This window comes from Arthrobacter sp. TmtSoilC48, from assembly GCF_059739425.1.
In genome coordinates, this window is the sequence record NZ_AP046049.1 from 226,642 (window position 1) to 247,086 (window position 20,445).

Genomic DNA, 20,445 nt, shown 5'->3' on the forward strand with positions numbered 1-20,445 from the left:
GTGTCCTCCTGATTAGCTCATGAACATGCGGGCGCGTTGCCGTTCGTGCCGCATTTGTGAAATTTCAAGTCCGGGGCTGACGGCCCCAAAGTCGTCCCAGCACAGTTGTGCTATATCCCGGACGGCGGCAGCGACGGCGTCGTGCGCGTGCCGAAGTACCCGCTGCCCTGCGTTCTGCCCAAGCGGTATGGCGCGCACGGCGTTCTGGGTCAGGGACGTGACGGTGGCAAACAAATACGCAGAAACAGCCTCCTCGTACGGAACCTGCAGTGACCGAGCAATCACCCCAAAAGCCAACGGTTGGTGCCCCCCAGCGTCCCCCTCACGAACCAGCTCCCGATAAGCATCCAACTCCCCCGACGGGAACACCTCCCCGCCAATCTCGAGCAACCGCCCACCCATCTTCAAAGAAGCCTCCCGCACTTCCCGAGCCAACAACTGGGAAGAAAGAACAGCATCCAACAAGCCAACATCCACCCCCTCATACAAGAACCGCACGGCCAACCCATCCGAATAGGTCAACTGCTGCCCAACAAAAGCAGAAAGCCAAACCCCGAACGACCCCTCATCACCAACAAGCCCGCGGTGGATGTAGCTCTCAAACCCCAAAGAATGAGCAAACGCTCCCGTAGGCAACGCAGAGTCGACCAACTGCTGAAGAGCCAGCTGATATGTCGCACTCAAAGCGCACCGCCCGAGGTGAGGGCTGCGCGCTGGAGCGGAGCTGGGAAGGGGGCCGCGGCGTGGCGGGCATCGCGGAGCGGGCACGGCCCCCTTCCCAGTGGAGCGCAAGCGCGCGCACCCAACCTGACGCAGCGCAGCGCTTTAGTGCGAATGCTCAGCATGGCGGAAGGGCACCGGCATGACCCGCTCTTGCCTGTCGTAGGGAACACCGACGCTCTTCAGGTAGTCCTCGACCGTGTGGTCATACTGGCAGACCATGACGTCGGCCCCGTATTCGGATGAGGTGTCGAAGAATTGCGCCTGCAGATGCCGGTTGCCGAGGGAGTGTGCGACGACCCCCATTTCGTGGATGCTGCGCGGAGCTATGACGAGGACGTCTGTTGGCAGCACGGAGATGACGATGAGGTTGGTGTCGTCGGCGGCGAGGATGTCGCCGTCGCGCAGGTCGCCGGATCCGGTGGGGAGCCGTATGCCGAGTTCTTTGCCGTGGTCGGTGGTGACGCGTTGGATGCGTTTGACGAGCAGGGCGCTGGGTAGGATCACTTTTTCTTTGTGGCGGCCGGCGTAGGCGTCGGGCTGTTCGTGGAGGTTGCCCAGGATTTTTTCGATGATCATGTGGGTCCTAGAAGAGGTGGTAGCGCTGCGCCATGGGCAGCACGTCGGAGGGTTCGCAGGTGGCTTCGACGCCGTCAACTGTCACCTTGTAGGTTTCGGGGTCGACGACGATGTCGGGGGTTTCGCCGTTGAACTTGAGGTCGGCTTTGCGCAGGTTCCTGATGCCGGTGACGGGCCGGATGAGGCGTTCGAGGCCAAGCTCGGCCGGCACACCGGCGTCGATCGCGGCTTTGGAGAGGAACGTGATGGACGTGTGTTGGAGTGCTCTTCCGTAGGTGGCGAACATGGGCCGCATGGTGCGGGGCTGCGGCGTGGGAATGGAGGCGTTGGAGTCGCCCATGAGTGCGTAGGCGATCTGTCCGCCTTTGATGACGAGCTCGGGTTTCACTCCGAAGAAGGCGGGGTCCCACAACACCAGGTCCGCGAATTTTCCTTCTTCGACGGAGCCAATGACGTCTGCCATGCCCTGTGCGATGGCGGGGTTGATGGTGTATTTGGCTATGTAGCGTTTGAGCCGGAAGTTGTCGCTTTCTGCTGAGCCGTGCGGGGCACCGGTTGGGTCCTTCAGCATGCCGCGCTGCCGTTTCATGGCATCGGCCACTTGCCAGGTCCGGGTGATCACCTCGCCTACGCGGCCCATTGCCTGGGAGTCCGAGGACGTGATGGCGAAGATGCCGAGATCGTGCAGGACGTCCTCGGCGGCGATGGTTTCGGCACGGATGCGGGAGTCGGCGAAGGCCACGTCTTCCGGGATGTCCGGGTTGAGGTGGTGGCAGACCATGAGCATGTCCAGGTGCTCTTCTATGGTGTTTTTGGTGTACGGAAGCGTGGGGTTGGTGGAGGCGGGTAGCACGTTGGGCAGCCCGGCGATCTTGATGATGTCCGGGGCGTGACCGCCGCCGGCGCCCTCTGTGTGGAAGGTGTGGATGACCCGGCCGTCGATTGCGTTGATGGTGTCCTCCACGAAGCCGCATTCGTTGAGGGTGTCTGTGTGGATAGCGACCTGGATGTCGTATTCGTCGGCCACCCGCAGGGACATGTCTATGGAGGACGTGGTGGAGCCCCAGTCCTCATGGACTTTCAGGCCTACGGCACCGGCGCGGATCTGCTCCGCGAGGGGCTCGACGGCGGACGCGTGGCCTTTGCCCAGCAGGCCGATATTGATGGGGAGCCCTTCGGCAGCCTGGAGCATGCGGGAGATGTGCCAGGATCCGGGGGTGATGGTGGTGGCTTTGGTTCCTTCCGCAGGTCCCGTGCCCCCGCCCACCATTGTGGTCACGCCGCTGCAGAGTGCAGTGGGAACCTGTTCGGGGGAAATGAAATGGATGTGTGTGTCGACGCCACCGGCTGTGAGGATTTTGCGTTCCCCGGCGACTATCTCGGTGCTGGCGCCGATCACGATGTCCACGCCGTCCATGATCTGCGGGTTGCCGGCTTTGCCGATCTTGAAAATGTGCCCGTCCTTCAGGGCTACATCGGCCTTGTAGATGCCCGAGTAGTCCAGGACGATGACGTTGGTGATGACAGTGTCGGGGATGTCCTCGGAGCGCGTCGCCTGGCCGTTTTGGCCCATGCCGTCGCGGATGACTTTGCCGCCCCCGAAGACCACTTCTTCGCCGTAGACGGTGTAGTCGTTCTCAATTTCGAGGAACAGTTCCGTGTCCGCCAGGCGGATTGCGTCACCTGTCGTTGGGCCGTACAGCTCGGCGTATTGCCGGCGGGGAAGCTCGAAGCTCACTTCGCATCTCCTTCCATAGCAACACCCGGGCGAGCGGTCCCGCCGGGGCGGGTGCCGCCGTCGAGCATTCCATTGACGGCGTTACTCAGGCCGAAAACTTCGCGGGAACCTGCCAGCTCCACCAGGTGCACGGTCTTCTTGTCGCCCGGTTCAAAGCGGGCTGCTGTGCCGGCGGGGATGTCCAAGCGGCGGCCGTACGCGGCTTCACGGTCGAACTCCAGGGCACGGTTGGCCTCCGCGAAGTGGTAGTGCGAACCGATCTGGACTGGACGGTCGCCTCGATTGACAACCTCGACGGCGATCGCCTCACGGCCGTTGTTGCACGCGATTGGCTCGGGGCGCAGCCTGTATTCACCGGGGATCATGGGTGGCTCCTATCGGATGGGGTTGTGGACTGTGACGAGCTTTGTGCCATCGGTGAAGGTGGCTTCGATTTGGACGTCGTGGATCATCTCCGGCACGCCTTCCATCACGTCCTCGCGGCTCAGCAACGTGGTTCCGTAACTCATGAGCTCCGCGACGGATTTGCCGTCCCGCGCGCCCTCGATGAGCTCGTAGCTGATGATCGCTATGGCTTCCGGGTAGTTCAGCTTCAATCCGCGCGCCTGCCTTCGCCTGGCCAGATCGGCAGCCACCACGATCATGAGTTTTTCCTGCTCACGGGGCAAAAGATGCATCAATTCTCCTCAAAAGCCGCTACCTGGGTGCACACTAAGGGACAGTTTGTGATCAGCGTAAGGACTGGACGTTTCCGCCACGTTTCCAGAGGGTCTCAGTCAGCTGTGGGTTTTGCCGCCGTTCGATGCTTTCGGACCTGCCACACGCCGAGCATGACAACCACGACGACGCCCACCACCACTGCGGCACCGCGCCCCACTGCATGGGCTAGTTCTTCGTAGGAGTTCCCGGCGATGAATCCCAGGGTCACGAACAGTGCACCCCAGATGATGCCACCTGTGAAGTTCCAGATGGCGAAGCGGCGGTAGGGCATCCGGCTGAGCCCGGCGAGCGCCGGCATGACGGCGCGGAAAAAGGCGGTGAAGCGGCCGAGGAATACGGCGAGGCCGCCACGGCGGGCGAGGAAATCCTCGGCTTTCTGCAGCTGGGCCCGTCTCTTATCCAGGAGTTTCAGGGCCATAATCCGTGGACCCAGGTGTTTGCCGATCTCGTAGCCCACAGTGTCACCCAGGATGGCTGCCGAGATGACGATCATGATCATGCTCCACAGCGGAAGGTCACCACGGCTGGCAAAGACTCCCCCCACCACGGCCGCCGTTTCGCCTGGGATCACGAAGCCGATAAACAACGCGTCCTCGGCAAAGACCAGTGCGAACACGATGCACATCACTACCAGCGGGCTGGCGTGAAGGAGTCCGTCGAACAACGACTGCATGGGCTTGAGTGTGTCAGGTCAGCGGGTCCGGCGGGAGTCGTTTTCGCGCTCTGTTTTTAGTGACGGCTTATCCATAGACAGTCTAATACATCACTAATATACTAGTTGAGTACTTCACGTGAGACCGTGATCAGCTCGATGAGGAGTTAAACAGCAGATGCAGAAACTCGCACACCGGCTCGAACGTCTGGGCACCGAAACTGCTTTCAGCGTCGCGCAGGCCGCTGCCGCTTGGAAGTCGAAGGGAAACCTGGTGTATCCCTTCCACCTCGGCGATATCAATATCCCGACGGCCCCGCACATCGTTGAGGCCATGAACAAGGCCATTGCCGACGGGTACACGGGCTACTGCCCGGGTCCTGGCATCCCCCAGCTCCGGGAAGCCCTGGCCGAGGACCTAGGGTCACGGCGTGGCATGGAGTTCTCTCCGGAGAACGTTGTGGTGATGACCGGCGGCAAGCCAGTGATCACCAAGTTCCTGCAGGCGGTCATGAACCCCGGCCAGGAAGTGCTCTACCCCAATCCCGGCTTCCCGATCTACGAGTCGCAGATCGAATACCTCGGCGGGACGGCCGTCCCGTACCGTTACGTGCCCACGAGCAAGGGCTTCGCGATCGACCTTGACCAGGTCCGTGCGTCCATCACTCCGAACACGGCCGCGATCATCTACAACGACCTGCAGAACCCCATCTCTGCCGAGTCCACGGCGGCCGAACGTGAAGCCATCGCCCAAATCGCGATCGAGCACGACCTCTGGGTCCTATCCGACGAAGCGTATTTCGAAACCCGCTACGAAGGTGTCTCCAGCTCGATTGCTTCCCTTCCGGGCATGGCCGAACGCACCGTGATCCTGTACACGTTCAGCAAGAAGTTCGCCATGACCGGCTCACGCCTTGGCTGTGCTGTGGCCCCGCGCGAGATCGCGCAGGTGCTCAGCACCCTGAACACCAACGATGAATCGTGCACCACGCACTACGTGCAGTGGGCCGGCATCGAAGCACTCCGCGGCCCCCAGGAACCGGTGCAGCAGATGCTGGACATCCTGAAGGAACGCCGGGACGCCGCGTGCGACATTGTCAACGCCATCCCCGGCATGAGCGTGGCCGTGCCCCAGTCCACGTTCTACCTGTTCCCCGACGTCACCGAAGCCATGCAGCGGCTGGGCTACACCGCCGTCGGCGACTTCGCTTCCGACGCCCTATACAAGACGGGCGTTTCCTTCTGCACCCGTGAACACTTCGGCCGGCGACTGCCAGGCGAGGAACGGCAGTACATCCGCCTGGCCTACTCCGGCATCGAAGCGGACGCCATCCGTGAGGGCCTGGGCCGCCTGCGCGAATGGATCGAGGCAGCATGAGCCGCGTAGTCGTCACAGGACGCGTGCCCCAGCCGGCACTCGAAAAGCTCCGCGCTTCCCACGACGTTGACGCCTGGGAAGGCTCCGAATCAATCAGCCGCGAGGAACTCCTGCGGCGGGTGGCCGGAGCTGACGCGATCGTCAGCCTGCTCACCGAACGCATCGACGCTGAACTGCTCGACGCCGCCGGTCCGCAGCTGAAGGTCGTCTCCAACGTCGCCGTGGGTTACGACAACATCGACGTCCCTGCCTGCACGGAACGCGGCATCACCGCCACCAACACCCCGGGCGTGCTTACCGAAGCCACAGCCGACATCGCGTTCGGACTCATCCTCATGGCCACCCGTCGGCTCGGCGAGGGCGAACGGCTCATCCGGGCCGGTCAGCCATGGAAATGGGGCATGTTCTTCCTGCTCGGCTCCAGCCTGCAGGGCAAGACCCTGGGCATCGTCGGAATGGGTGGCATCGGACAAGCCACAGCCCGCCGGGCCAAGGCCTTCGGCATGGAGATCGTCTACCAGTCCCGCAGCGAAATCGACCCCGCCATCGCCGCAGAACTCGGCGCACGGCGGGTGGAGCTCGACGAACTGCTTGCGATCTCCGACGTCGTCTCACTGCACTGCCCGTACGGGCCGGGCACGCACCACCTGATCGGCGCCGAGCAACTCAGCACGATGAAGGACTCCGCCTACCTCGTCAACACGGCCCGCGGACCCATCATCGACGAATCCGCACTCGCCCTGGCCCTCCGCGAAGGACAGATCGCAGGCGCAGGCCTTGATGTGTTTGAACAAGAGCCCAAGGTGCACCCGTGGCTGCTGGAGCTGGAAAACGTGACGCTGGTGCCGCACCTCGGCTCCGCCACCGTAGAAACGCGCACTGCCATGGCAGTACTCGCGGCGGATAACACGCTCGCCGTGCTCGGGGGGAAACAACCGCCGACTCCCATCGGCTAAGGGACGCCGCGACAGTTGCTGTGACGGCGGGTAAATTTCCCCCGCCGTCACAGCCCCATACCCCAACTAGTTATTCTTGCCGCGCGCTGCGACCTTCCATGTGTCCACCACTGCCCCCTCACGAACCACAGCGACCTCGTCCACGAGGTTCATGGCCAGGCAAACGTGGTTGGGGATCAGCCTGAGCCGCGTGCCTAGCGCCGGAAGCTCCTCAGAGTCCGGCCAAACAACTGTGGCGTGGTGTTCGGAGAGCGCCGTAATCCTGGCCTCCCGGTATTCCGGCAGGCGCCCGTATCCGGTGGCCCAGTCGGGGCGGTCGCTGCCCAGGATCTTGCTGCCCGCGTCCACAACCACCCGCCGGACATTCCCGCCGTCGGACTCGTGGCGGCTGACCACAGTCGCAGCGACAGTCAGCGCAATGTCATCCCACGTGCTCCGTTCGAGTTCAAGCTGCTGGGCGTCTCCGAAAACATATACGCCCGGGCGGAGCTCAGTGGCCAGGGTTTCGGCGTCGAGCAATGCGGTCGGGGTAGAGCCGCCGCTGACGGTTCGGACCTCAAAACCGGCGTGCTCCAATGCGGCAGAAGCACGGCCAAGGGCCTCATTCTCGTTACTCGCTGCATCCCTTGGCATTCCCGGTTTGTAACTGTGTCCGGGGAATGTGAAGACGCCCGCAATGTTCAAGCCGTTTGCCGAAGCCGCCCGCGCAACCTCCACCACTTCTCCGGGCAGGACCCCGCTGCGGTGATGCCCGCTGTCCACTTCGATCAGGACATCGATGCTTCTGGCGTCGGCGCCCAACTGGCGTCCCATCGCCGTCGCGCTTTCCGCTGAATCGGTGCCGACCGCGATGCTGCACGTCCTGGCAAGCTTCCGCAGCCGCTCAGCGTGGTGCGCCTCAACCCACAGCGGGTAGGCGATGAAGATATCCGTGGCGCCGCCGGCTGCGAAGACTTCGGCTTCCCCGATCGTCGCAACCGTCAGCCCAACTGCTCCAGCCGCGAGCTGCTTGGCTGCGATCTCCAGGGTCTTGTGTGTCTTCACATGCGGGCGGAGCCTCAGTCCCCTGCTCAGCATGCTCGATGCCATGCGTTGAATATTCCGGTCGAGGATATCGACGTCGATCATGATGGCTGGTGTGACGATTCCGTCCGGGACTGCGTGATTCATTCTTAGAACAGTAACGTCCTACGGCCTGCATCCGCTCGCCGGGTTGCTGGAATACATCGTTGCAGACCATGCGGCACTGTTGCGCCGGATGGCCCAGGCGTAGTGTCGGTAGTAGGAGATTTCGGGTGTGGCAAATGGTCCGGAGTTAACTATCCGGGTTGTGCGCGAACTCGAGCGCACTGCCGCCAGCCGGAGTCAATCGCTCTGGCATTGCCTGGAATGAGGCCGAATGGCCCAGAACGATGCAGTACCCACAGCGGAACAGTTGCAGGACCTGCTGTTGGAGAGCCCCGGATTCACGGAATTCCTCCTTGGTTTGACCACTATTTCGGCTTCCTTGTTGGGCGGGGATGTCCCCATGCTGTGTGCCATTACCGTAGAACGGGACGCGGGCCCGTCCACGGTGGCGAGCAGCACAGAGGCGGCTCAGCGCCTGGACGAGAAACAGTACGAGTTCGACGACGGCCCATGCCTTACCGCGCTCCGGCAACGGCAGACCGTCTTGGTTGAGGACCTTCAGGCCAACGTCCGCTGGCAGCACTACGCCGACGCTGTTTCGCAGGAAGCTATCACGACCATGTTGGCGGTTCCGATCCCTACCGACGACGACTCAAGGGCCGCGCTGAACTGCTACTCCACCGAAGCAGGAACGTTCGATCCAGAGACCGTGGCATCCATTGTGAAGCACGCAGAATCCTTGTCCAGGATTCTCCGGCTCGCCCTGCGCCTGCACACACCGGATCCATATCCTGTGCACCTGCGTTCCGCGTTGGAATCGCGGGCGATAGTGGATGCGGCTATTTCCCTCATCATGATGCAGAACCGTTGCAGCCGGGACGCTGCCGTCAGGCTCATACAGTTGGCGTCGCGCAACAGCGATAAGCGGCTGCACGAAATTGCCGAAGACATCCTGAAACGGGCCGGTCACGAGGATAAGGAGGGTAGGTAGGCTCTATGAACTCCGAACCCTGGGGGGCACCGGAAAACGACAATGAATATGACCAGCGCATGCACGCCGCCGATAGATTCCGAAACGGAACAGTAAGCCTCAACAGTCTGTGGATCTACTATTTCGGGATTGGCGGGGATGCCGATGAGCTGGCGCTGGACGCTTACCTCAACGGACTTCTGGTTCTTGCCCCAGGCCAGATGGAACTCGTAGATACTGCTTTCAGGGAGCTCACATCAGACGGCCGGATAGAACCGGCGGGCAATAGTGCCGATGAATATCAAAGGAACGGTAATGACTGAAACCCAGCCATCGCGCCACATCGCAAGTCCTCCCAGTTATCTTGGTCATTATGAGGACAGGCTGGATCTGACGGACTTCGTTGAACATCTGCAGGATCTCTTGGTGGAAAATGCCGATATCCGTGAATTCCTCCAGGACCTCGCTGAGTTGATCGCGCAGAAGCTCACAAGGAACGGAAACACGATTGCCTGCGGAGTCACCGTCATTCGGCAGAAGAAACCCGTGGCCGTGGCTGATAGCGATCCCCTGGCACGCAAACTGGACGAGATCCAGAACAGTTTCGGCGATGGCCCTTGCCTATCGGCCCTTCGCACACGAACGATCAGCCACGTCCCGAACGTTTATGAGGAAGATCGCTGGCCTGAGTACATGCGGGCCGCAGCGGCTTCCAACGTGGGCTCCATCCTGGCCTTTCCCATGGAATTGAACAGCACGGCGGAGGCCGTGGTGAATCTCTACTCCGAGCGCCCCCATGGCTTCTCCCACGAGGACTTATTGTCGGCAGAGCGCGTTACTGCAACTGCGGCCAAAGCCCTCCATCTGGCCTTGAAGATCGCCCAGTTGCGGGACGCGCGCGAGAACCTCACCGCCGCTCTCGAATCCCGCACGACCATAGACACCGCCGTCGGAATCATCATGGCGCAGAACCGCTGCAGCCGGGACGCGGCCTTCCAAATCCTCGTCAGCGCGTCCAGCCACCGCAACATCAAACTCCGGGCAGTGGCCCAGGGGATCATCGCCCAGATTGCCGGGGATCGGAGGATCTCAGCACCTTTTGAGGAATAGGAAGCAGCCTGACTACATGCGGTTTTTCTGGTCCAAAACCCATTAGGCTGGATTTGGAACACGGGAGTCCAGCGATTCAAAGATTGTTTCAGTCGGCCAGCCGACCTGAACGGCCGGGAAGAAGATCATGACCAAGAAGCACCTTCCTCTGGACGAACTCTCGGGCGCCATCGGCCGGATTCTTGGCCTCCTGTTGACCGAGGAAAAGGTTGACCAAGCCGTTCAAAGCCTGTCGCTGGCCATCAAGGAGTCCGTACCCGGCACACTTGGCGCAGGCGTCTCCATCCTGGATTCGCAGGCACGGAGGACCAGCACTGGATTCACCGACAACATCGTGGAGCAGGCGGACTTCCTACAATATGATCTGGGCCAGGGTCCCTGCCTGACGGCGTGGGCCTCGGAAGAAAGCGTGCTGATCGAAGACCTAGGCACGGACACGCGCTGGCCGGAATGGCGTACTGCCGTCAGCTCCCTTCCCATCAGGTCAGTGGTCAGCGCACCCCTGATAGCAAACGGACGCAGCATTGGCGCTATTAAGATCTACGCGCCGGAACCTGCCGTCTTTGATGCAGGCACAGTCACGCTGATGGAGCTCTTCGCTTCCCCTGCTGCCACCCTTCTTTCCCACATTCAAAGCACTGAGACACCCAAGCGCATCAGTGAGGGACTGCAGGCCGCCCTGCACAGCCGCGATTTGGTCAACCGGGCCTGCGGGATATTGATGGAACGCCACAAGATCACTCACGAACGGGCACTGCAGCAACTGATAGGGAACGCCCGCGACCAAAGCAGAACCCTGCAGGAAGTCAGCGCCGAGCTTGTAGCCGGGATCCCGGCAGACAACAACTAAGGCCGCAGGATATGGGCTTCGAACGTAAAGAACCCGAGCAACGCCGAAGGCTCCTGGAAGCCCTCTCCGCTGCGCGGATCAGCACGGGCGCGCTGTGGCTGCAGTACTTCAGCATCGGCGGGTCCGTGGGTGAGTACGAGGTGGAGGCGTACCTGCAGGGAATGCTGTCCGTTCCGGAACTGGAAAGGGACCTCCTGGCAATGGCGGCAAACGAGCTCCTGAATAACCAACCCGGTCCCCACGCACCGTACGCTGACGAGCTTCCCAACTCGGATTCGAACGGTTCCGAGCCTGGCTCCGACCCGGCTCCAGGGACGGGTTCCGGCATGGACGCTCCAGGCGACGAAGCCGATCCCCACTAGCTGTCACACAGCGCTCATCCGCCTGCAACGCCCCTGCAACATGAATGCGAAAGGCTGGAGCCACAAGGCCAACCGGCCAAAGATGGCAACAGCCGGCTGAGGGGAGCAAACATGAGCACTGCAAACAGGGATCTATTCCAGGCGCTGAAAACGCAGGCCAGCCTGGCGCAGGCCTTTGGCACCTTGCCGGGCAGCAAGGAGGAGCCACACGCTCTCAGCCCAGGCGAATACATAGAGGCGTGGCACAACGGCCGCCTTTACCACCGGGGCACGGTGCTCAAGACAATCGCGGGTACCGATCTGTTCTGGCTCCAGGATGCAGAAACCGGGAGCCGACGACTGCTGGATATGGAATCACTGGAAATCGTCGCCGCCGGGCAACCGGCTCCTACGCCAGCAACAAAGGCGCCAGAGCCTTTCCACGACGCTCCGTCAGAGGAGACGGTCACACCTATTTCGCTGTATCCGATCTTCCAGGACGGATCACAGGCAATCGCCTAGGAAGCCCGGCATCGTGGGCTCAACACGGAACCCCACGCCGGGAACAAAAACAGGCCGGAGACTCAACGTCTCCGGCCTGCAGAAAGGGTGGGCCCTGTGGGGATCGAACCCACGACCCACGGATTAAAAGTCCGATGCTCTACCAACTGAGCTAAAGGCCCCTCCAGCTGTTGAAACAGCCATGAATACTGTACCTCAACGTCAAGCCAGTCGAGGAACGGGGCCTGCAACGCGGCGTCGTGACCTCTTTTGAGCGAAGAGCCGACGACGGCGCGCGGCGGCAGCGGCGCGTCGGCCCACCTCCAGCGGCAAAGTAGGTCGGGAAGGCGCACAGGCAGCAAGAAAGCAGCCAAAGAAACCGTTACTCGACCCCATCAGGGCACAGGAGTACGGTGAACTCATGAGCGAACAGCCAGGATCACGTGCGTACGGCGGAGCGAACAGGCACCACAAGCCCAAGCCCTTCGCGCCCATCGACTTCGAACCGTTCGCCGGTGGGGCAGATCCCGCCCGCGTCTCCGAGGCTGCCCACCTGGCCGCCCAGGCGCTCGTAAAACGTGGCCGTGACAGCGACGACCCCAAAGTCACCCGTCGCCTGGTGAAGCTGGCCGACGAGCAGGGCCTCGAAGCCATCGCCGAGATGTGGGCCGAAAGCCCCGCCCGTTCCCTGCCCGGTGCTTTGTGGAGGCTCTACGCCCTCCGCGCCGCCACCATCCAGAACCCCGAGCGCATTTCTGTTTACTTCAGGGCAGGCCGCGACACCGCCCAGGTATCCAACGTGGTTGCAGGGGCAGCGGAGCCACCCGGAGCCGACGAAATGAAGACCATGGCAGATGCCATTTTGTCCGGAGCGTTCGACGGCGATTTCGACGTCGCGCTGGAACGTTCCGCTGCGTTCTGCCGGGTTGTGGCGCTCGGCCAGGCAACCCTGGCGGACGGGGCGGAGCACAGCAATGAAAGCCATGCAAGCAAGCTCACACGCAACTCGCACCAGCTGGTAAAGACCGCCGAGGACCTCGAGCACGCAGCCAATGCATGGCGCTTGGGGGAGCTGGATTAGGGCCCAAAAACCCCTGAATTTACCCACGTCGGGCCTTGCCTGTCAATGTTGACTTAGCCGCACCGACGTAGAACACTGAAACTGGTGCCGAACCGCGAAACCCCCGGGCTTCAACTTATAGCCGCTCCGAGCGGCCTACCGCCGAGAGGCGTATCCGGTTCGGCACCATTTTTATGCCCAGGCCCGGATCAGGGCTAGCCACCCCTGAATGTGAGCCGCTGCCACACCCGCAGACTTAGCGGTGGCCGTCGTCGTACAGGTAAAGTTGGGGCCGAAGCGGGAAGCGTCAAGTCAAGCGGCCCGCAGCCCATCCGTCCCCGGCCCGGAAGCGAAATGAAGCTGCGCCTTTTCCCCCAGGAACCTGCCGGGCTCGTACTGCTCGCGCAGATGGCAGGCGTCATTGTGGCCGCCACCGGAACGCTCTCAGAGATCCTCGGCGCCCAGGCCAGTGAGCACGCACGCCTGACCGAGGAACTCCACGAGCACGAGTCGAAATCCCTGGACCTGCACTTTGCGCTCCTGACGCACATGCGCACCAGCTTCGTGAACCCGCTCCCCCGCGAGGACATGTACACGCTGTCCCGGCACCTCAACGAGGCCATGGAGAAGCTCGACGCCGCGGGCGAGTTGGTTGCGCTCTACAAGCTGGAACGCCTGCCCAAGCGCGCGGCCGACCAACTGGAGATCATCAGCCGCCAAGCCGAACTGACGGTGGACGCCATGCGAAAGCTTGAGGACCTCGACGAACTCGAAGACTACTGGATTGAGATCCTCAGGCTGGCGAAACGTGCAGAGCGAACCCACCGCACATGGGTGGCCGAGATGCTGAAGGATATGAAATCCACGCAGTACGCCCGGCACAGGGACATCGCCAACCAGTTGGTGGAAGTCACCAAGGACATGCGGAAGATCGCCACGCAGGTAGGCAGCATCATCGTCAAGGAATCATGACGTGATCGTTGCATTCCTGGTCCTCGTGGTGGGTTTGGCTTCAGGATTCGCTTTCCTCAACGGCTTCCGTGACGTCTCCAATGCCGTAGCACTTTCCACGAGGACACGAGCCCTCACGCCATCCGTGGCGGTCCTCCTGGCTGCTGTTTTCAACTTCATCGGCGCCATGCTCAGCGGCAGCTTCGTCCTGGCATTTACGCAGTCCTGGATCATCCTGCCCAACGGCATTGGCGGGCTAACAATGCTGACGTCTGCCCTCGCCGCATCCATCATCTGGGGCGTATACGCGTGGTGGCGGGGCATCCCGTTGTCTTCCACCAACTCACTCGTGGGCGGATTGATCGGCGCAGGCGCTGCGAGCGTGCTGGTGGGCGGGCACTCGATCAACGGGGTGGACAACGTCCTCCTGACCCAGGTCGCTTTGCCCTTGGTCCTGTCACCTGTGATCGCTTTTGTGGCTGCCTATTTGCTCGTTTGGCCGGTGACCTGGGCTGCGCGCTATACGCAGCCGAATGTCATCAACAGGCGTTTCCGCCGGGCGCAAGCTGTCTCTGCTGCGGCCGTGGCTTTTGGCCATGGGCTCCAGGATGGGCAGCGTACCGCGGCCGTTCTCCTGTTGGCGTTGGTAGCGGCGGGACTGTCCAGTGGGGGCGAATTGCCCCTGTGGATCCTCATTCTGACCGCGATCATGCTCACAGCGGGCACCATGTTTGGTGGCTGGAGGATCTCGCACACGCTGGGTCACAAGTTGATCCGCGTTGACCCTCTGCGAGGGTTTGTGGCCCAAACCCTGACTTCCATGATGCTCTTCATTGGCGCCATCGGCCTGCAGCTACCACTGTCCACAACCCATACGCTGACCGCATCCGTACTGGGAGCAGGCACCAACCAGCGCTTCGCCATCACCAACAGGCGTCTTGTTCGCAGGATTCTCCTGTTTTGGGTTGCCACGCCGCTCGTCACGGCCGCAATGGCCTTCGTCCTTGAGTTGGCATTCTCGCCCCTGGCAGACCTCTGACCCGTCTGAGTCGCACTTAAGAGCGTTTTGAGGGCTCAAAACGCGCACAATTGCGACTTACTTGGGTACAAAAAGTGACGGCGGCCGTACCCCCAAGGCGACGGCCGCCGTCGTTCATTGCCGGCTCCCCAAAGCCGGAACCTGCAAACCCTTATCCGAAGCGGCCGGAGACGTAGTCTTCCGTGGCCTTCTGGGATGGGTTGTTGAAGATGCTGGTGGTGTCAGCGAACTCGATGAGCTTGCCGGGCTTGCCGGTGCCGGCGATGTTGAAGAACGCAGTCTTGTCGGACACACGGGCAGCCTGCTGCATGTTGTGGGTAACGATCACCACGGTGTACTGGTCCTTGAGCTCATTGATGAGGTCCTCGACCGCCAGCGTGGAGATGGGGTCCAGAGCCGAGCAAGGCTCGTCCATGAGGATCACCTGGGGCTCAACAGCAATTGCGCGGGCGATGCAGAGGCGCTGCTGCTGGCCGCCCGAAAGGCCGGAACCTGGCTTGTCCAAGCGGTCCTTGACCTCATTCCACAGGTTGGCTCCGATCAAGGACTTCTCCACCAGGGCATCTGCTTCGCCCTTGGAGATCTTCTTGTTGTTCAGCTTCACGCCGGCCAGGACATTGTCCCGGATCGACATCGTGGGGAACGGGTTGGGGCGCTGGAAAACCATGCCGACCTGCGTGCGGACGGTCACCGGGTCAACGCCGGGGTCGTAGAGGTTGTCGCCGTCGAGCAGGACCTCACCCTCGACGCGAGCACCGGGAAGGACCTCGTGCATGCGGTTCAGCGTTCGGAGGAAGGTGGACTTGCCACAACCGGACGGGCCAATGAAGGCCGTGACGGACTTGGCTTCAATGTTGATGTTGACGTCCTCGACAGCCAGGAAGCTGCCGTAGTAGACATTCAAGTCTTTGACGTCGATGCGCTTGGACATGGTGTTCCTTATTCCTTGGGGGTTTATGGAAGTGTTGGTTGGGGCCGAAAAACCGTCGCGGCCTAGCGTCCCGTTTTGGGAGCGAACAGGCGGGCGATGAGGCGGGCTCCGAAGTTCAGGAGCATCACCAGGATGATCAGCACCAAAGCGGCGCCCCATGCCCGCTGGTCCGAGGGGCCAGGGTTGGACGGCGACGTCGGGTTCAGGATCTGGGTGTAGATGAACGTGGGCAGCGAGGCCATCCAACCGCCAAAGACGTTGTTGTTGATGGTGGTCGCGAAGCCTGCAGTGACCAGGATGGGAGCGGTCTCGCCGATAACCCGGGCGATCGCCAGGGTAACGCCGGACGCAATGCCGGAGATCGCCGTCGGAATAACCACCTTGGTGATGGTGCGCCATTTACGCACGCCGAGGGCGTAGGAGGCTTCGCGGAGCTCGTTCGGGACGATCTTGAGCATTTCCTCGCTGGAGCGGACCACTACCGGGATCATCAGGACGGAAAGCGCGACGGCGGCTACCGCACCGGTCTTGGTGCCGGGGCCGACAACCGCGAAGAAAAATGCTGCCGCGAAGAGGCCGGCAACGATGGAGGGAATGCCGGTCATGACATCCACGAAGAACGTAATGGCGCGGGCAAGGGGACGGTCATTGCCGTATTCCACCAGGTAGATGGCGGTCAGCAGGCCGACCGGCACGGAGATGACCGTGGCAAGGAGCGTGATCTGGAGGGTGCCCAGCAGTGCGTGGTAAATGCCGCCGAGGACTTTGCCGCCTTCTTCCGCAGCCTTGTTGTCGAACGCACCGGTGACGCCGTTCATGGACGTACCCAGGAATCCGGGAGTTACCAGGCCGGGAATGCCGTTCACCAGCACAGTCCAGATGACGGAGATCAGCGGCAGGAGGGCAATCAGGAAAGCCCCGACAATCAGGCAGGTTGCCAGCTTGTCCTTGGCCTTGCGGGCGCCTTCAACGGCTCCACTCCATGCCACCAGGCCGAGGGTGAACAGGACCGCGCTGACAAGTCCCCAGCCGAAGGCGTTGAAGCCGATGAGGGCCAGGATGGCTGCGCCCACGATCAGCGCGACTGCCAGGACGATGTAGGGCGCGAACTTGGGCAGTTGGCCCTTGGTGAGCGCCGAGCGCTTGCGGACTACGGTGGCGGTCATTTAGTTGGCTCCCGAGAATTCTTTGTGCTTGGTGATGATCCAGCGGGCAATCATGTTCACGCCAAGGGTGATGACGAACAGCACCAGGCCTGCGGCGATCAACGTATTGACCTTGAGCCCGCTGGCTTCCGGGAAGTTCAGCGCAATTTCGGCGGCGATGGTCTGATTGCCGGACTGGATGAGGCTTGCAGTCAAGACTCCCGAGGACAGCACCAGTGCAACCGCCATTGTCTCGCCAAGGGCACGGCCCAGGCCCAGCATGATGGCGCTCACGATTCCCGGACGACCAAACGGAAGTACGGCCATGCGGATCATTTCCCAGCGGGTGGCTCCCAATGCGAGCGCAGCTTCTTCGTGCAGCTTGGGGGTCTGCAGGAAGATTTCGCGGGACAGGGAGGTGATGATGGGCAGGACCATGACGGACAGGACGATGCCGGCGGTGAGGATGGTCTTGCCGGTGGCGGATGCCGGTCCCTGGAAGATCGGGATCCAGCCGAGGTTGTTGGCGAGCCAGTCGTAGGCCGGGGAAATTTCCTTGGCCAGGATAGCCGCGCCCCACGCACCGTAGACGACGGAGGGGATGGCGGCCAGCAGGTCCACAACGTAGCCGAGCCCCGAAGCCAGCCGGCGCGGGGCGTAGTGCGAGATGAACAGGGCCACCCCGATTGCCACGGGGGTCGCGATGACGAGTGCGATCACGGCGGCGATGAGCGTGCCCACCACGATCGGGGCGATGTAGGCGAAGAAGCCGTGGCCGCCCTGGATGTCCGCAGGCGGTGCGACGAGTGCGGGGATTGCCTGCACCACGAGGAACAGGGCGACTCCGAAGAGAACCGCGAGAATCAGGCACCCTGCGGCCATGGCGGCACCGGAGAAAACCTTGTCCCCTGCGCGTCCTGCGCCTTGGGAGGTTGTCAGGGAGTTGGTGGTCACTTCACGATCCTTCAGTCTCAGTGAACTGGTCTTACATGGCTAAGTTCCCTATCCCGCGCGAACGGCCTTTCAGCCACTCCGCGCAGGACAGGGAACTTCAGTGTTTAGCCGGGTTCAGGCAAACCCGCCGGAAATCCTAGGCCTTGGCCTTGATGGTTTCGATGGCGGCCTTGGCCTTGTCCTGCAGCGTCTTGGAGAGCGGTGCGGACTTGGCAGCGTCAGCGGCGGTCTTCTGTCCTTCGTCTGAAACTACGTAGTTTTCGAAGGCCTTGACCAGGTCAGCGACTGCCTTGGTCTCGTACGTGGTGCATACGACGTGGTAGGAAACGAGCACTACCGGGTAGGCGCCGGAGACGGTGGTCTTGCGGTCCAGCTTGATGGCAACGTCGTTGGCGGCGCGGCCGTCAACGGGCTTGCCGGCTTCGACGGCCTTGGAAGCAGCGTCAGCGGAGATCTTGACGAATTCCTCGCCGACCTTGATGGATGCGGTGCCCAGCTTGCCGGAGACAGCGGAGTCATCGGCGTAGGTCACGGCGCCCGGGGTGTCGGTGACGGTCTTGACGACGCCGGAGGTGCCCTTGGCGTTCTCGCCCTTCAGGCTTGCCGGCCAGATGCCTGCGGCCTTGTCCGTCCAGACCTCGGGAGCAGCAGCTGCGAGGTAGTCGGTGAAGTTGGTGGTGGTTCCGGAATCGTCAGAGCGGTTCACCGGGGTGACTTTGAGGTCCGGCAGGGTAACGCCGGCGTTCAGGGCCGCGATTGCGGGGTCATTCCAGTTGGCGATTTCGCCGCGGAAAATCTTGGCGACAGTCGCGGCGTCGAGCTTAAGGTCAGTGACGCCCGGAACGTTGAAAGCGACGGCGATCGGGGAGATGTACACCGGGATGTTGATGGCGCCTTCAGGGCCGCACTTGGCCTTGGAGCTCTCGAGCTCTTCGTCCTTCAGGTAAGCGTCCGAGCCGGCGAACTGTGCCGAGCCGTCGATGATGGCCTTGCGGCCTGCGCCGGAACCGTCCGGGGAGTACTGCACGGTCGCGCCCTGGTTTGCACTGGCGAAGCCGGCCTTCCAGGCGTCCATGGCTGCGCCGGTGGAGGATGCGCCGATGCCGGTGAGGGTGCCGGTGACCTTGGTGCCCGATGCTGCTGACGGCGTGCCAGCGGCGGTGCCCGTTGCGTTGTCTGAACCGCAAGCGGTGAGCGCGAGAGCGCCAGCTGCGATGACCGCGATTGCCGCGTTGCGGCCGAAGCGAGTTGCCTTCACTTGGATGTACCCCTTCCAGGGATTCTCTGATGCGGGCCGAACGGAGATTTCGGCGTGCGTGAGCTATGGACCTTTTGTGCCTTTACTGAAGGTAAGCAGCGCAGGTAACGGGATCTGACGTGGAAGGTGAACGCAAAGTGAACGACGGCGGACCATTGGGTTATGTGGCGCGTGCCACCTTGAGTGGGGGCTGGGTTCCCGTCTTTGGCGGCCGTTGGGCAAATAGACTGGAGGACATGGCTGCCGCGAAGGGATTTTCTGCAAGCAAGAGGTTCCTGCGTGCCAGAGTCCGGACGGGATTGGTCCGTAGCCGGAACTCGCTGACGCCCGCTATTCAAATGACGGTGTGCGCAGTGGGGGCCTATGCTTTCGCGGAATACGTACTGGGTCACCAGGGGCCCTTGTTCGCGGCCACTTCTTCGCTGATTGCGCTCGGCTTCTCCCGTGATCCGCGCTTGCGCCGTGTTATTGAGGTCGGTCTGGGCTGCACGCTCGGCATCGTGGTGGGTGACCTGCTGCTCCACTGGCTGGGCGCTGGGATCCTGCAGGCCGCCGTCGTGCTTCTTTTCTCTATCCTGCTGGCCAGGTTCCTGGACAGCGGGACTATTTTCACCACCCAGCTGGGGCTCCAGTCGCTGCTGGTGGTGCTGCTGCCTGCGCCGGCCGGCGGGCCGTTCACGCGAAGCCTGGATGCGGTGGTGGGTGGGGTGTTCGCTCTGCTGGTGACCATTTTGGTGCCGAAGGACCCGCGCCGGGAGCCGCGAAAGGATGTCCAAAAAATCCTGCACGAACTCGCCGAAGTGCTGCGCGAGTGCGCCAAGGCCATGGTCGAAAGTGACTCCACCATCGCCTGGCACGCGCTGATTCGCGGCCGTAACTGCCAGCCACTGGTGGACCGGATGCGGCAGACCCTGCGGGCGTCCGGCGAAGTTGCAACGCTCGCCCCGGCGCACCGGAGGCACCGCGACGAGCTAGCCAGCCTGGAGCACTCGCTGGAATACATCGACCTCGCGCTCCGTAACAGCCGCGTTTTTGCCCGCAGGCTCACCAGCGCAATCAACCATGCTGCGCTGTCCGACGAAGCAATTGAAAGCATTTCCGAGGTGCTGCAGGAAACTGCCGCCGCAATCGATGAACTGACCATCGGCCTGGCGGAGCAGAGCGAAGGAACCCGCCGCGTTCATCTGCGTCACGCACGCAACGAGCTGACCGACATCGCCTCGCGCCTGCACCCCAAAATGCTGGACGTTCAGAAGCTTGAGGGCGAAACCGTGGTGATGTTGTTCCGCCCCCTCATGGTGGATTTGCTGGAAGCGAGCGGTTTGGAACCCGACGAGGCCCGGGACGTGCTGCCGGCTCTGTAGGCCGCTCCCGCCGAGATGGCATTTAATGACAATCCGCCGGCCGAACATTGGCATCAAATGCCATCTCGCGGCTAATACTGTCAGCCCCCGCGGCTAACCT

The 20,445-nt window shown here is 62.2% G+C and carries 23 protein-coding genes and 1 tRNA gene; 12 read left to right on the forward strand and 12 right to left on the reverse strand.

Annotated elements, in window-relative coordinates; translation table 11 throughout:
- Positions 1 to 12: 12 nt before the first annotated feature.
- The 6 genes from AC6I97_RS01135 to AC6I97_RS01160 all read right to left on the reverse strand — a co-directional run bounded on the left by AC6I97_RS01135 (position 13) and on the right by AC6I97_RS01160 (position 4,430).
- Positions 13 to 684, reverse strand: a complete 672-nt coding sequence (locus tag AC6I97_RS01135) for an urease accessory protein UreF (protein ID WP_497943855.1) — start codon at positions 682 to 684, stop codon at positions 13 to 15.
- Between the two features lie 141 nt (positions 685 to 825).
- The gene (gene ureE / locus AC6I97_RS01140) at positions 826 to 1,299 is read right to left on the reverse strand and encodes an urease accessory protein UreE (RefSeq protein ID WP_497943856.1); all 474 of its coding nucleotides are present in this window, start codon (positions 1,297 to 1,299) and stop codon (positions 826 to 828) included.
- Between the two features lie 7 nt (positions 1,300 to 1,306).
- Positions 1,307 to 3,037, reverse strand: a complete 1,731-nt coding sequence (gene ureC, locus AC6I97_RS01145) for an urease subunit alpha (RefSeq protein WP_497943857.1) — start codon at positions 3,035 to 3,037, stop codon at positions 1,307 to 1,309.
- Positions 3,034 to 3,402, reverse strand: a complete 369-nt coding sequence (locus AC6I97_RS01150; RefSeq protein WP_224094672.1) for an urease subunit beta — start codon at positions 3,400 to 3,402, stop codon at positions 3,034 to 3,036. The genes ureC and AC6I97_RS01150 overlap by 4 nt, the downstream gene beginning before the upstream one ends.
- 9 nt (positions 3,403 to 3,411) lie before the next feature.
- Entirely contained in the window at positions 3,412 to 3,714 is a 303-nt protein-coding gene (locus AC6I97_RS01155) for an urease subunit gamma (RefSeq protein ID WP_224094669.1), read from the reverse strand.
- A 95-nt stretch (positions 3,715 to 3,809) separates the two neighbouring features.
- Entirely contained in the window at positions 3,810 to 4,430 is a 621-nt protein-coding gene (locus AC6I97_RS01160; protein WP_224094667.1) for a DedA family protein, read from the reverse strand.
- A 157-nt stretch (positions 4,431 to 4,587) separates the two neighbouring features.
- Between AC6I97_RS01160 and AC6I97_RS01165 the strand changes: the two genes are divergently transcribed.
- Both AC6I97_RS01165 and AC6I97_RS01170 read left to right on the forward strand, forming a co-directional pair.
- Positions 4,588 to 5,787, forward strand: coding sequence for a pyridoxal phosphate-dependent aminotransferase (locus AC6I97_RS01165; protein ID WP_224094666.1), 1,200 nt, complete (start codon positions 4,588 to 4,590; stop codon positions 5,785 to 5,787).
- Positions 5,784 to 6,743 (forward strand): 2-hydroxyacid dehydrogenase, encoded by a 960-nt coding sequence (locus AC6I97_RS01170; RefSeq protein WP_497943858.1) that lies wholly within the window; start codon positions 5,784 to 5,786, stop codon positions 6,741 to 6,743. The genes AC6I97_RS01165 and AC6I97_RS01170 overlap by 4 nt, the downstream gene beginning before the upstream one ends.
- A 66-nt stretch (positions 6,744 to 6,809) precedes the next feature.
- On the opposite strand, the gene AC6I97_RS01175 is transcribed toward AC6I97_RS01170, so the two are convergent.
- Positions 6,810 to 7,913 carry a D-TA family PLP-dependent enzyme gene (locus tag AC6I97_RS01175; RefSeq protein WP_497943859.1) on the reverse strand — a complete coding sequence of 368 codons (1,104 nt, stop codon included), beginning with the start codon at positions 7,911 to 7,913 and terminating at the stop codon, positions 6,810 to 6,812.
- A 229-nt stretch (positions 7,914 to 8,142) separates the two neighbouring features.
- Here AC6I97_RS01175 and AC6I97_RS01180 point away from each other — a divergent pair, with 229 nt between their 5' ends.
- The 6 genes from AC6I97_RS01180 to AC6I97_RS01205 all read left to right on the forward strand — a co-directional run bounded on the left by AC6I97_RS01180 (position 8,143) and on the right by AC6I97_RS01205 (position 11,664).
- On the forward strand, positions 8,143 to 8,862 hold the full coding sequence (locus tag AC6I97_RS01180) for a GAF and ANTAR domain-containing protein (RefSeq protein WP_497943860.1): 720 nt from the start codon (positions 8,143 to 8,145) through the stop codon (positions 8,860 to 8,862).
- A gap of 5 nt (positions 8,863 to 8,867) precedes the next feature.
- Positions 8,868 to 9,164 (forward strand): hypothetical protein, encoded by a 297-nt coding sequence (locus AC6I97_RS01185; protein ID WP_224166032.1) that lies wholly within the window; start codon positions 8,868 to 8,870, stop codon positions 9,162 to 9,164.
- Positions 9,157 to 9,951 (forward strand): ANTAR domain-containing protein, encoded by a 795-nt coding sequence (locus tag AC6I97_RS01190; protein ID WP_497943861.1) that lies wholly within the window; start codon positions 9,157 to 9,159, stop codon positions 9,949 to 9,951. The genes AC6I97_RS01185 and AC6I97_RS01190 overlap by 8 nt, the downstream gene beginning before the upstream one ends.
- 127 nt (positions 9,952 to 10,078) lie before the next feature.
- Complete coding sequence (locus tag AC6I97_RS01195; RefSeq protein ID WP_497943862.1) at positions 10,079 to 10,801, forward strand: GAF and ANTAR domain-containing protein; 723 nt, start codon at positions 10,079 to 10,081, stop codon at positions 10,799 to 10,801.
- A gap of 11 nt (positions 10,802 to 10,812) precedes the next feature.
- Positions 10,813 to 11,163 carry a hypothetical protein gene (locus AC6I97_RS01200; RefSeq protein WP_497943863.1) on the forward strand — a complete coding sequence of 117 codons (351 nt, stop codon included), beginning with the start codon at positions 10,813 to 10,815 and terminating at the stop codon, positions 11,161 to 11,163.
- A gap of 111 nt (positions 11,164 to 11,274) precedes the next feature.
- A complete protein-coding gene (locus tag AC6I97_RS01205) occupies positions 11,275 to 11,664 on the forward strand; it encodes a hypothetical protein (RefSeq protein WP_224166028.1) in 390 nt (129 codons plus the stop codon).
- 88 nt (positions 11,665 to 11,752) lie between these two features.
- On the opposite strand, the gene AC6I97_RS01210 is transcribed toward AC6I97_RS01205, so the two are convergent.
- Positions 11,753 to 11,825 (reverse strand) — tRNA-Lys (locus tag AC6I97_RS01210).
- Positions 11,826 to 12,064: 239 nt separating this feature from the next.
- On the opposite strand from AC6I97_RS01210, the gene AC6I97_RS01215 reads away from it, so the two are divergent.
- From AC6I97_RS01215 to AC6I97_RS01225, 3 genes are all read left to right on the forward strand, one after another.
- Complete coding sequence (locus tag AC6I97_RS01215; RefSeq protein WP_216922681.1) at positions 12,065 to 12,724, forward strand: hypothetical protein; 660 nt, start codon at positions 12,065 to 12,067, stop codon at positions 12,722 to 12,724.
- A 333-nt stretch (positions 12,725 to 13,057) separates the two neighbouring features.
- Complete coding sequence (locus AC6I97_RS01220; RefSeq protein WP_224166027.1) at positions 13,058 to 13,675, forward strand: DUF47 domain-containing protein; 618 nt, start codon at positions 13,058 to 13,060, stop codon at positions 13,673 to 13,675.
- Between the two features lies 1 nt (position 13,676).
- Positions 13,677 to 14,693, forward strand: coding sequence for an inorganic phosphate transporter (locus AC6I97_RS01225; protein ID WP_497943864.1), 1,017 nt, complete (start codon positions 13,677 to 13,679; stop codon positions 14,691 to 14,693).
- A 151-nt stretch (positions 14,694 to 14,844) separates the two neighbouring features.
- Here the strand turns inward: AC6I97_RS01225 and pstB are convergent, their stop codons facing one another.
- The 4 genes from pstB to pstS form a co-directional block, all read right to left on the reverse strand.
- The gene (pstB, locus tag AC6I97_RS01230; RefSeq protein ID WP_224094655.1) at positions 14,845 to 15,624 is read right to left on the reverse strand and encodes a phosphate ABC transporter ATP-binding protein PstB; all 780 of its coding nucleotides are present in this window, start codon (positions 15,622 to 15,624) and stop codon (positions 14,845 to 14,847) included.
- Positions 15,625 to 15,686: 62 nt separating this feature from the next.
- Positions 15,687 to 16,790, reverse strand: a complete 1,104-nt coding sequence (gene pstA / locus AC6I97_RS01235; protein ID WP_497943865.1) for a phosphate ABC transporter permease PstA — start codon at positions 16,788 to 16,790, stop codon at positions 15,687 to 15,689.
- A complete protein-coding gene (gene pstC / locus AC6I97_RS01240; protein ID WP_497943866.1) occupies positions 16,791 to 17,723 on the reverse strand; it encodes a phosphate ABC transporter permease subunit PstC in 933 nt (310 codons plus the stop codon).
- A 136-nt stretch (positions 17,724 to 17,859) separates the two neighbouring features.
- Positions 17,860 to 18,981 carry a phosphate ABC transporter substrate-binding protein PstS gene (gene pstS, locus AC6I97_RS01245; RefSeq protein WP_497943867.1) on the reverse strand — a complete coding sequence of 374 codons (1,122 nt, stop codon included), beginning with the start codon at positions 18,979 to 18,981 and terminating at the stop codon, positions 17,860 to 17,862.
- Positions 18,982 to 19,217: 236 nt separating this feature from the next.
- On the opposite strand from pstS, the gene AC6I97_RS01250 reads away from it, so the two are divergent.
- Positions 19,218 to 20,345 (forward strand): FUSC family protein, encoded by a 1,128-nt coding sequence (locus tag AC6I97_RS01250; protein ID WP_224167431.1) that lies wholly within the window; start codon positions 19,218 to 19,220, stop codon positions 20,343 to 20,345.
- Positions 20,346 to 20,445: the final 100 nt, after the last annotated feature.

Coding starts and splice junctions, on each gene's coding strand:
- AC6I97_RS01170 (WP_497943858.1), top strand. CDS start 5,784: ATGAGCCGCGTAGTCGTCACAGGACGCGTGCCCCAGCCGGCACTCGAA.
- AC6I97_RS01175 (WP_497943859.1), bottom strand. CDS start 7,913: ATGAATCACGCAGTCCCGGACGGAATCGTCACACCAGCCATCATGATC.
- AC6I97_RS01165 (WP_224094666.1), top strand. CDS start 4,588: ATGCAGAAACTCGCACACCGGCTCGAACGTCTGGGCACCGAAACTGCT.
- AC6I97_RS01155 (WP_224094669.1), bottom strand. CDS start 3,714: ATGCATCTTTTGCCCCGTGAGCAGGAAAAACTCATGATCGTGGTGGCT.
- AC6I97_RS01200 (WP_497943863.1), top strand. CDS start 10,813: ATGGGCTTCGAACGTAAAGAACCCGAGCAACGCCGAAGGCTCCTGGAA.
- AC6I97_RS01150 (WP_224094672.1), bottom strand. CDS start 3,402: ATGATCCCCGGTGAATACAGGCTGCGCCCCGAGCCAATCGCGTGCAAC.
- pstB (WP_224094655.1), bottom strand. CDS start 15,624: ATGTCCAAGCGCATCGACGTCAAAGACTTGAATGTCTACTACGGCAGC.
- AC6I97_RS01185 (WP_224166032.1), top strand. CDS start 8,868: ATGAACTCCGAACCCTGGGGGGCACCGGAAAACGACAATGAATATGAC.
- AC6I97_RS01160 (WP_224094667.1), bottom strand. CDS start 4,430: ATGCAGTCGTTGTTCGACGGACTCCTTCACGCCAGCCCGCTGGTAGTG.
- AC6I97_RS01215 (WP_216922681.1), top strand. CDS start 12,065: ATGAGCGAACAGCCAGGATCACGTGCGTACGGCGGAGCGAACAGGCAC.
- pstA (WP_497943865.1), bottom strand. CDS start 16,790: ATGACCGCCACCGTAGTCCGCAAGCGCTCGGCGCTCACCAAGGGCCAA.
- ureE (WP_497943856.1), bottom strand. CDS start 1,299: ATGATCATCGAAAAAATCCTGGGCAACCTCCACGAACAGCCCGACGCC.
- AC6I97_RS01180 (WP_497943860.1), top strand. CDS start 8,143: ATGGCCCAGAACGATGCAGTACCCACAGCGGAACAGTTGCAGGACCTG.
- AC6I97_RS01205 (WP_224166028.1), top strand. CDS start 11,275: ATGAGCACTGCAAACAGGGATCTATTCCAGGCGCTGAAAACGCAGGCC.
- AC6I97_RS01250 (WP_224167431.1), top strand. CDS start 19,218: ATGGCTGCCGCGAAGGGATTTTCTGCAAGCAAGAGGTTCCTGCGTGCC.
- AC6I97_RS01190 (WP_497943861.1), top strand. CDS start 9,157: ATGACTGAAACCCAGCCATCGCGCCACATCGCAAGTCCTCCCAGTTAT.
- AC6I97_RS01220 (WP_224166027.1), top strand. CDS start 13,058: ATGAAGCTGCGCCTTTTCCCCCAGGAACCTGCCGGGCTCGTACTGCTC.
- AC6I97_RS01195 (WP_497943862.1), top strand. CDS start 10,079: ATGACCAAGAAGCACCTTCCTCTGGACGAACTCTCGGGCGCCATCGGC.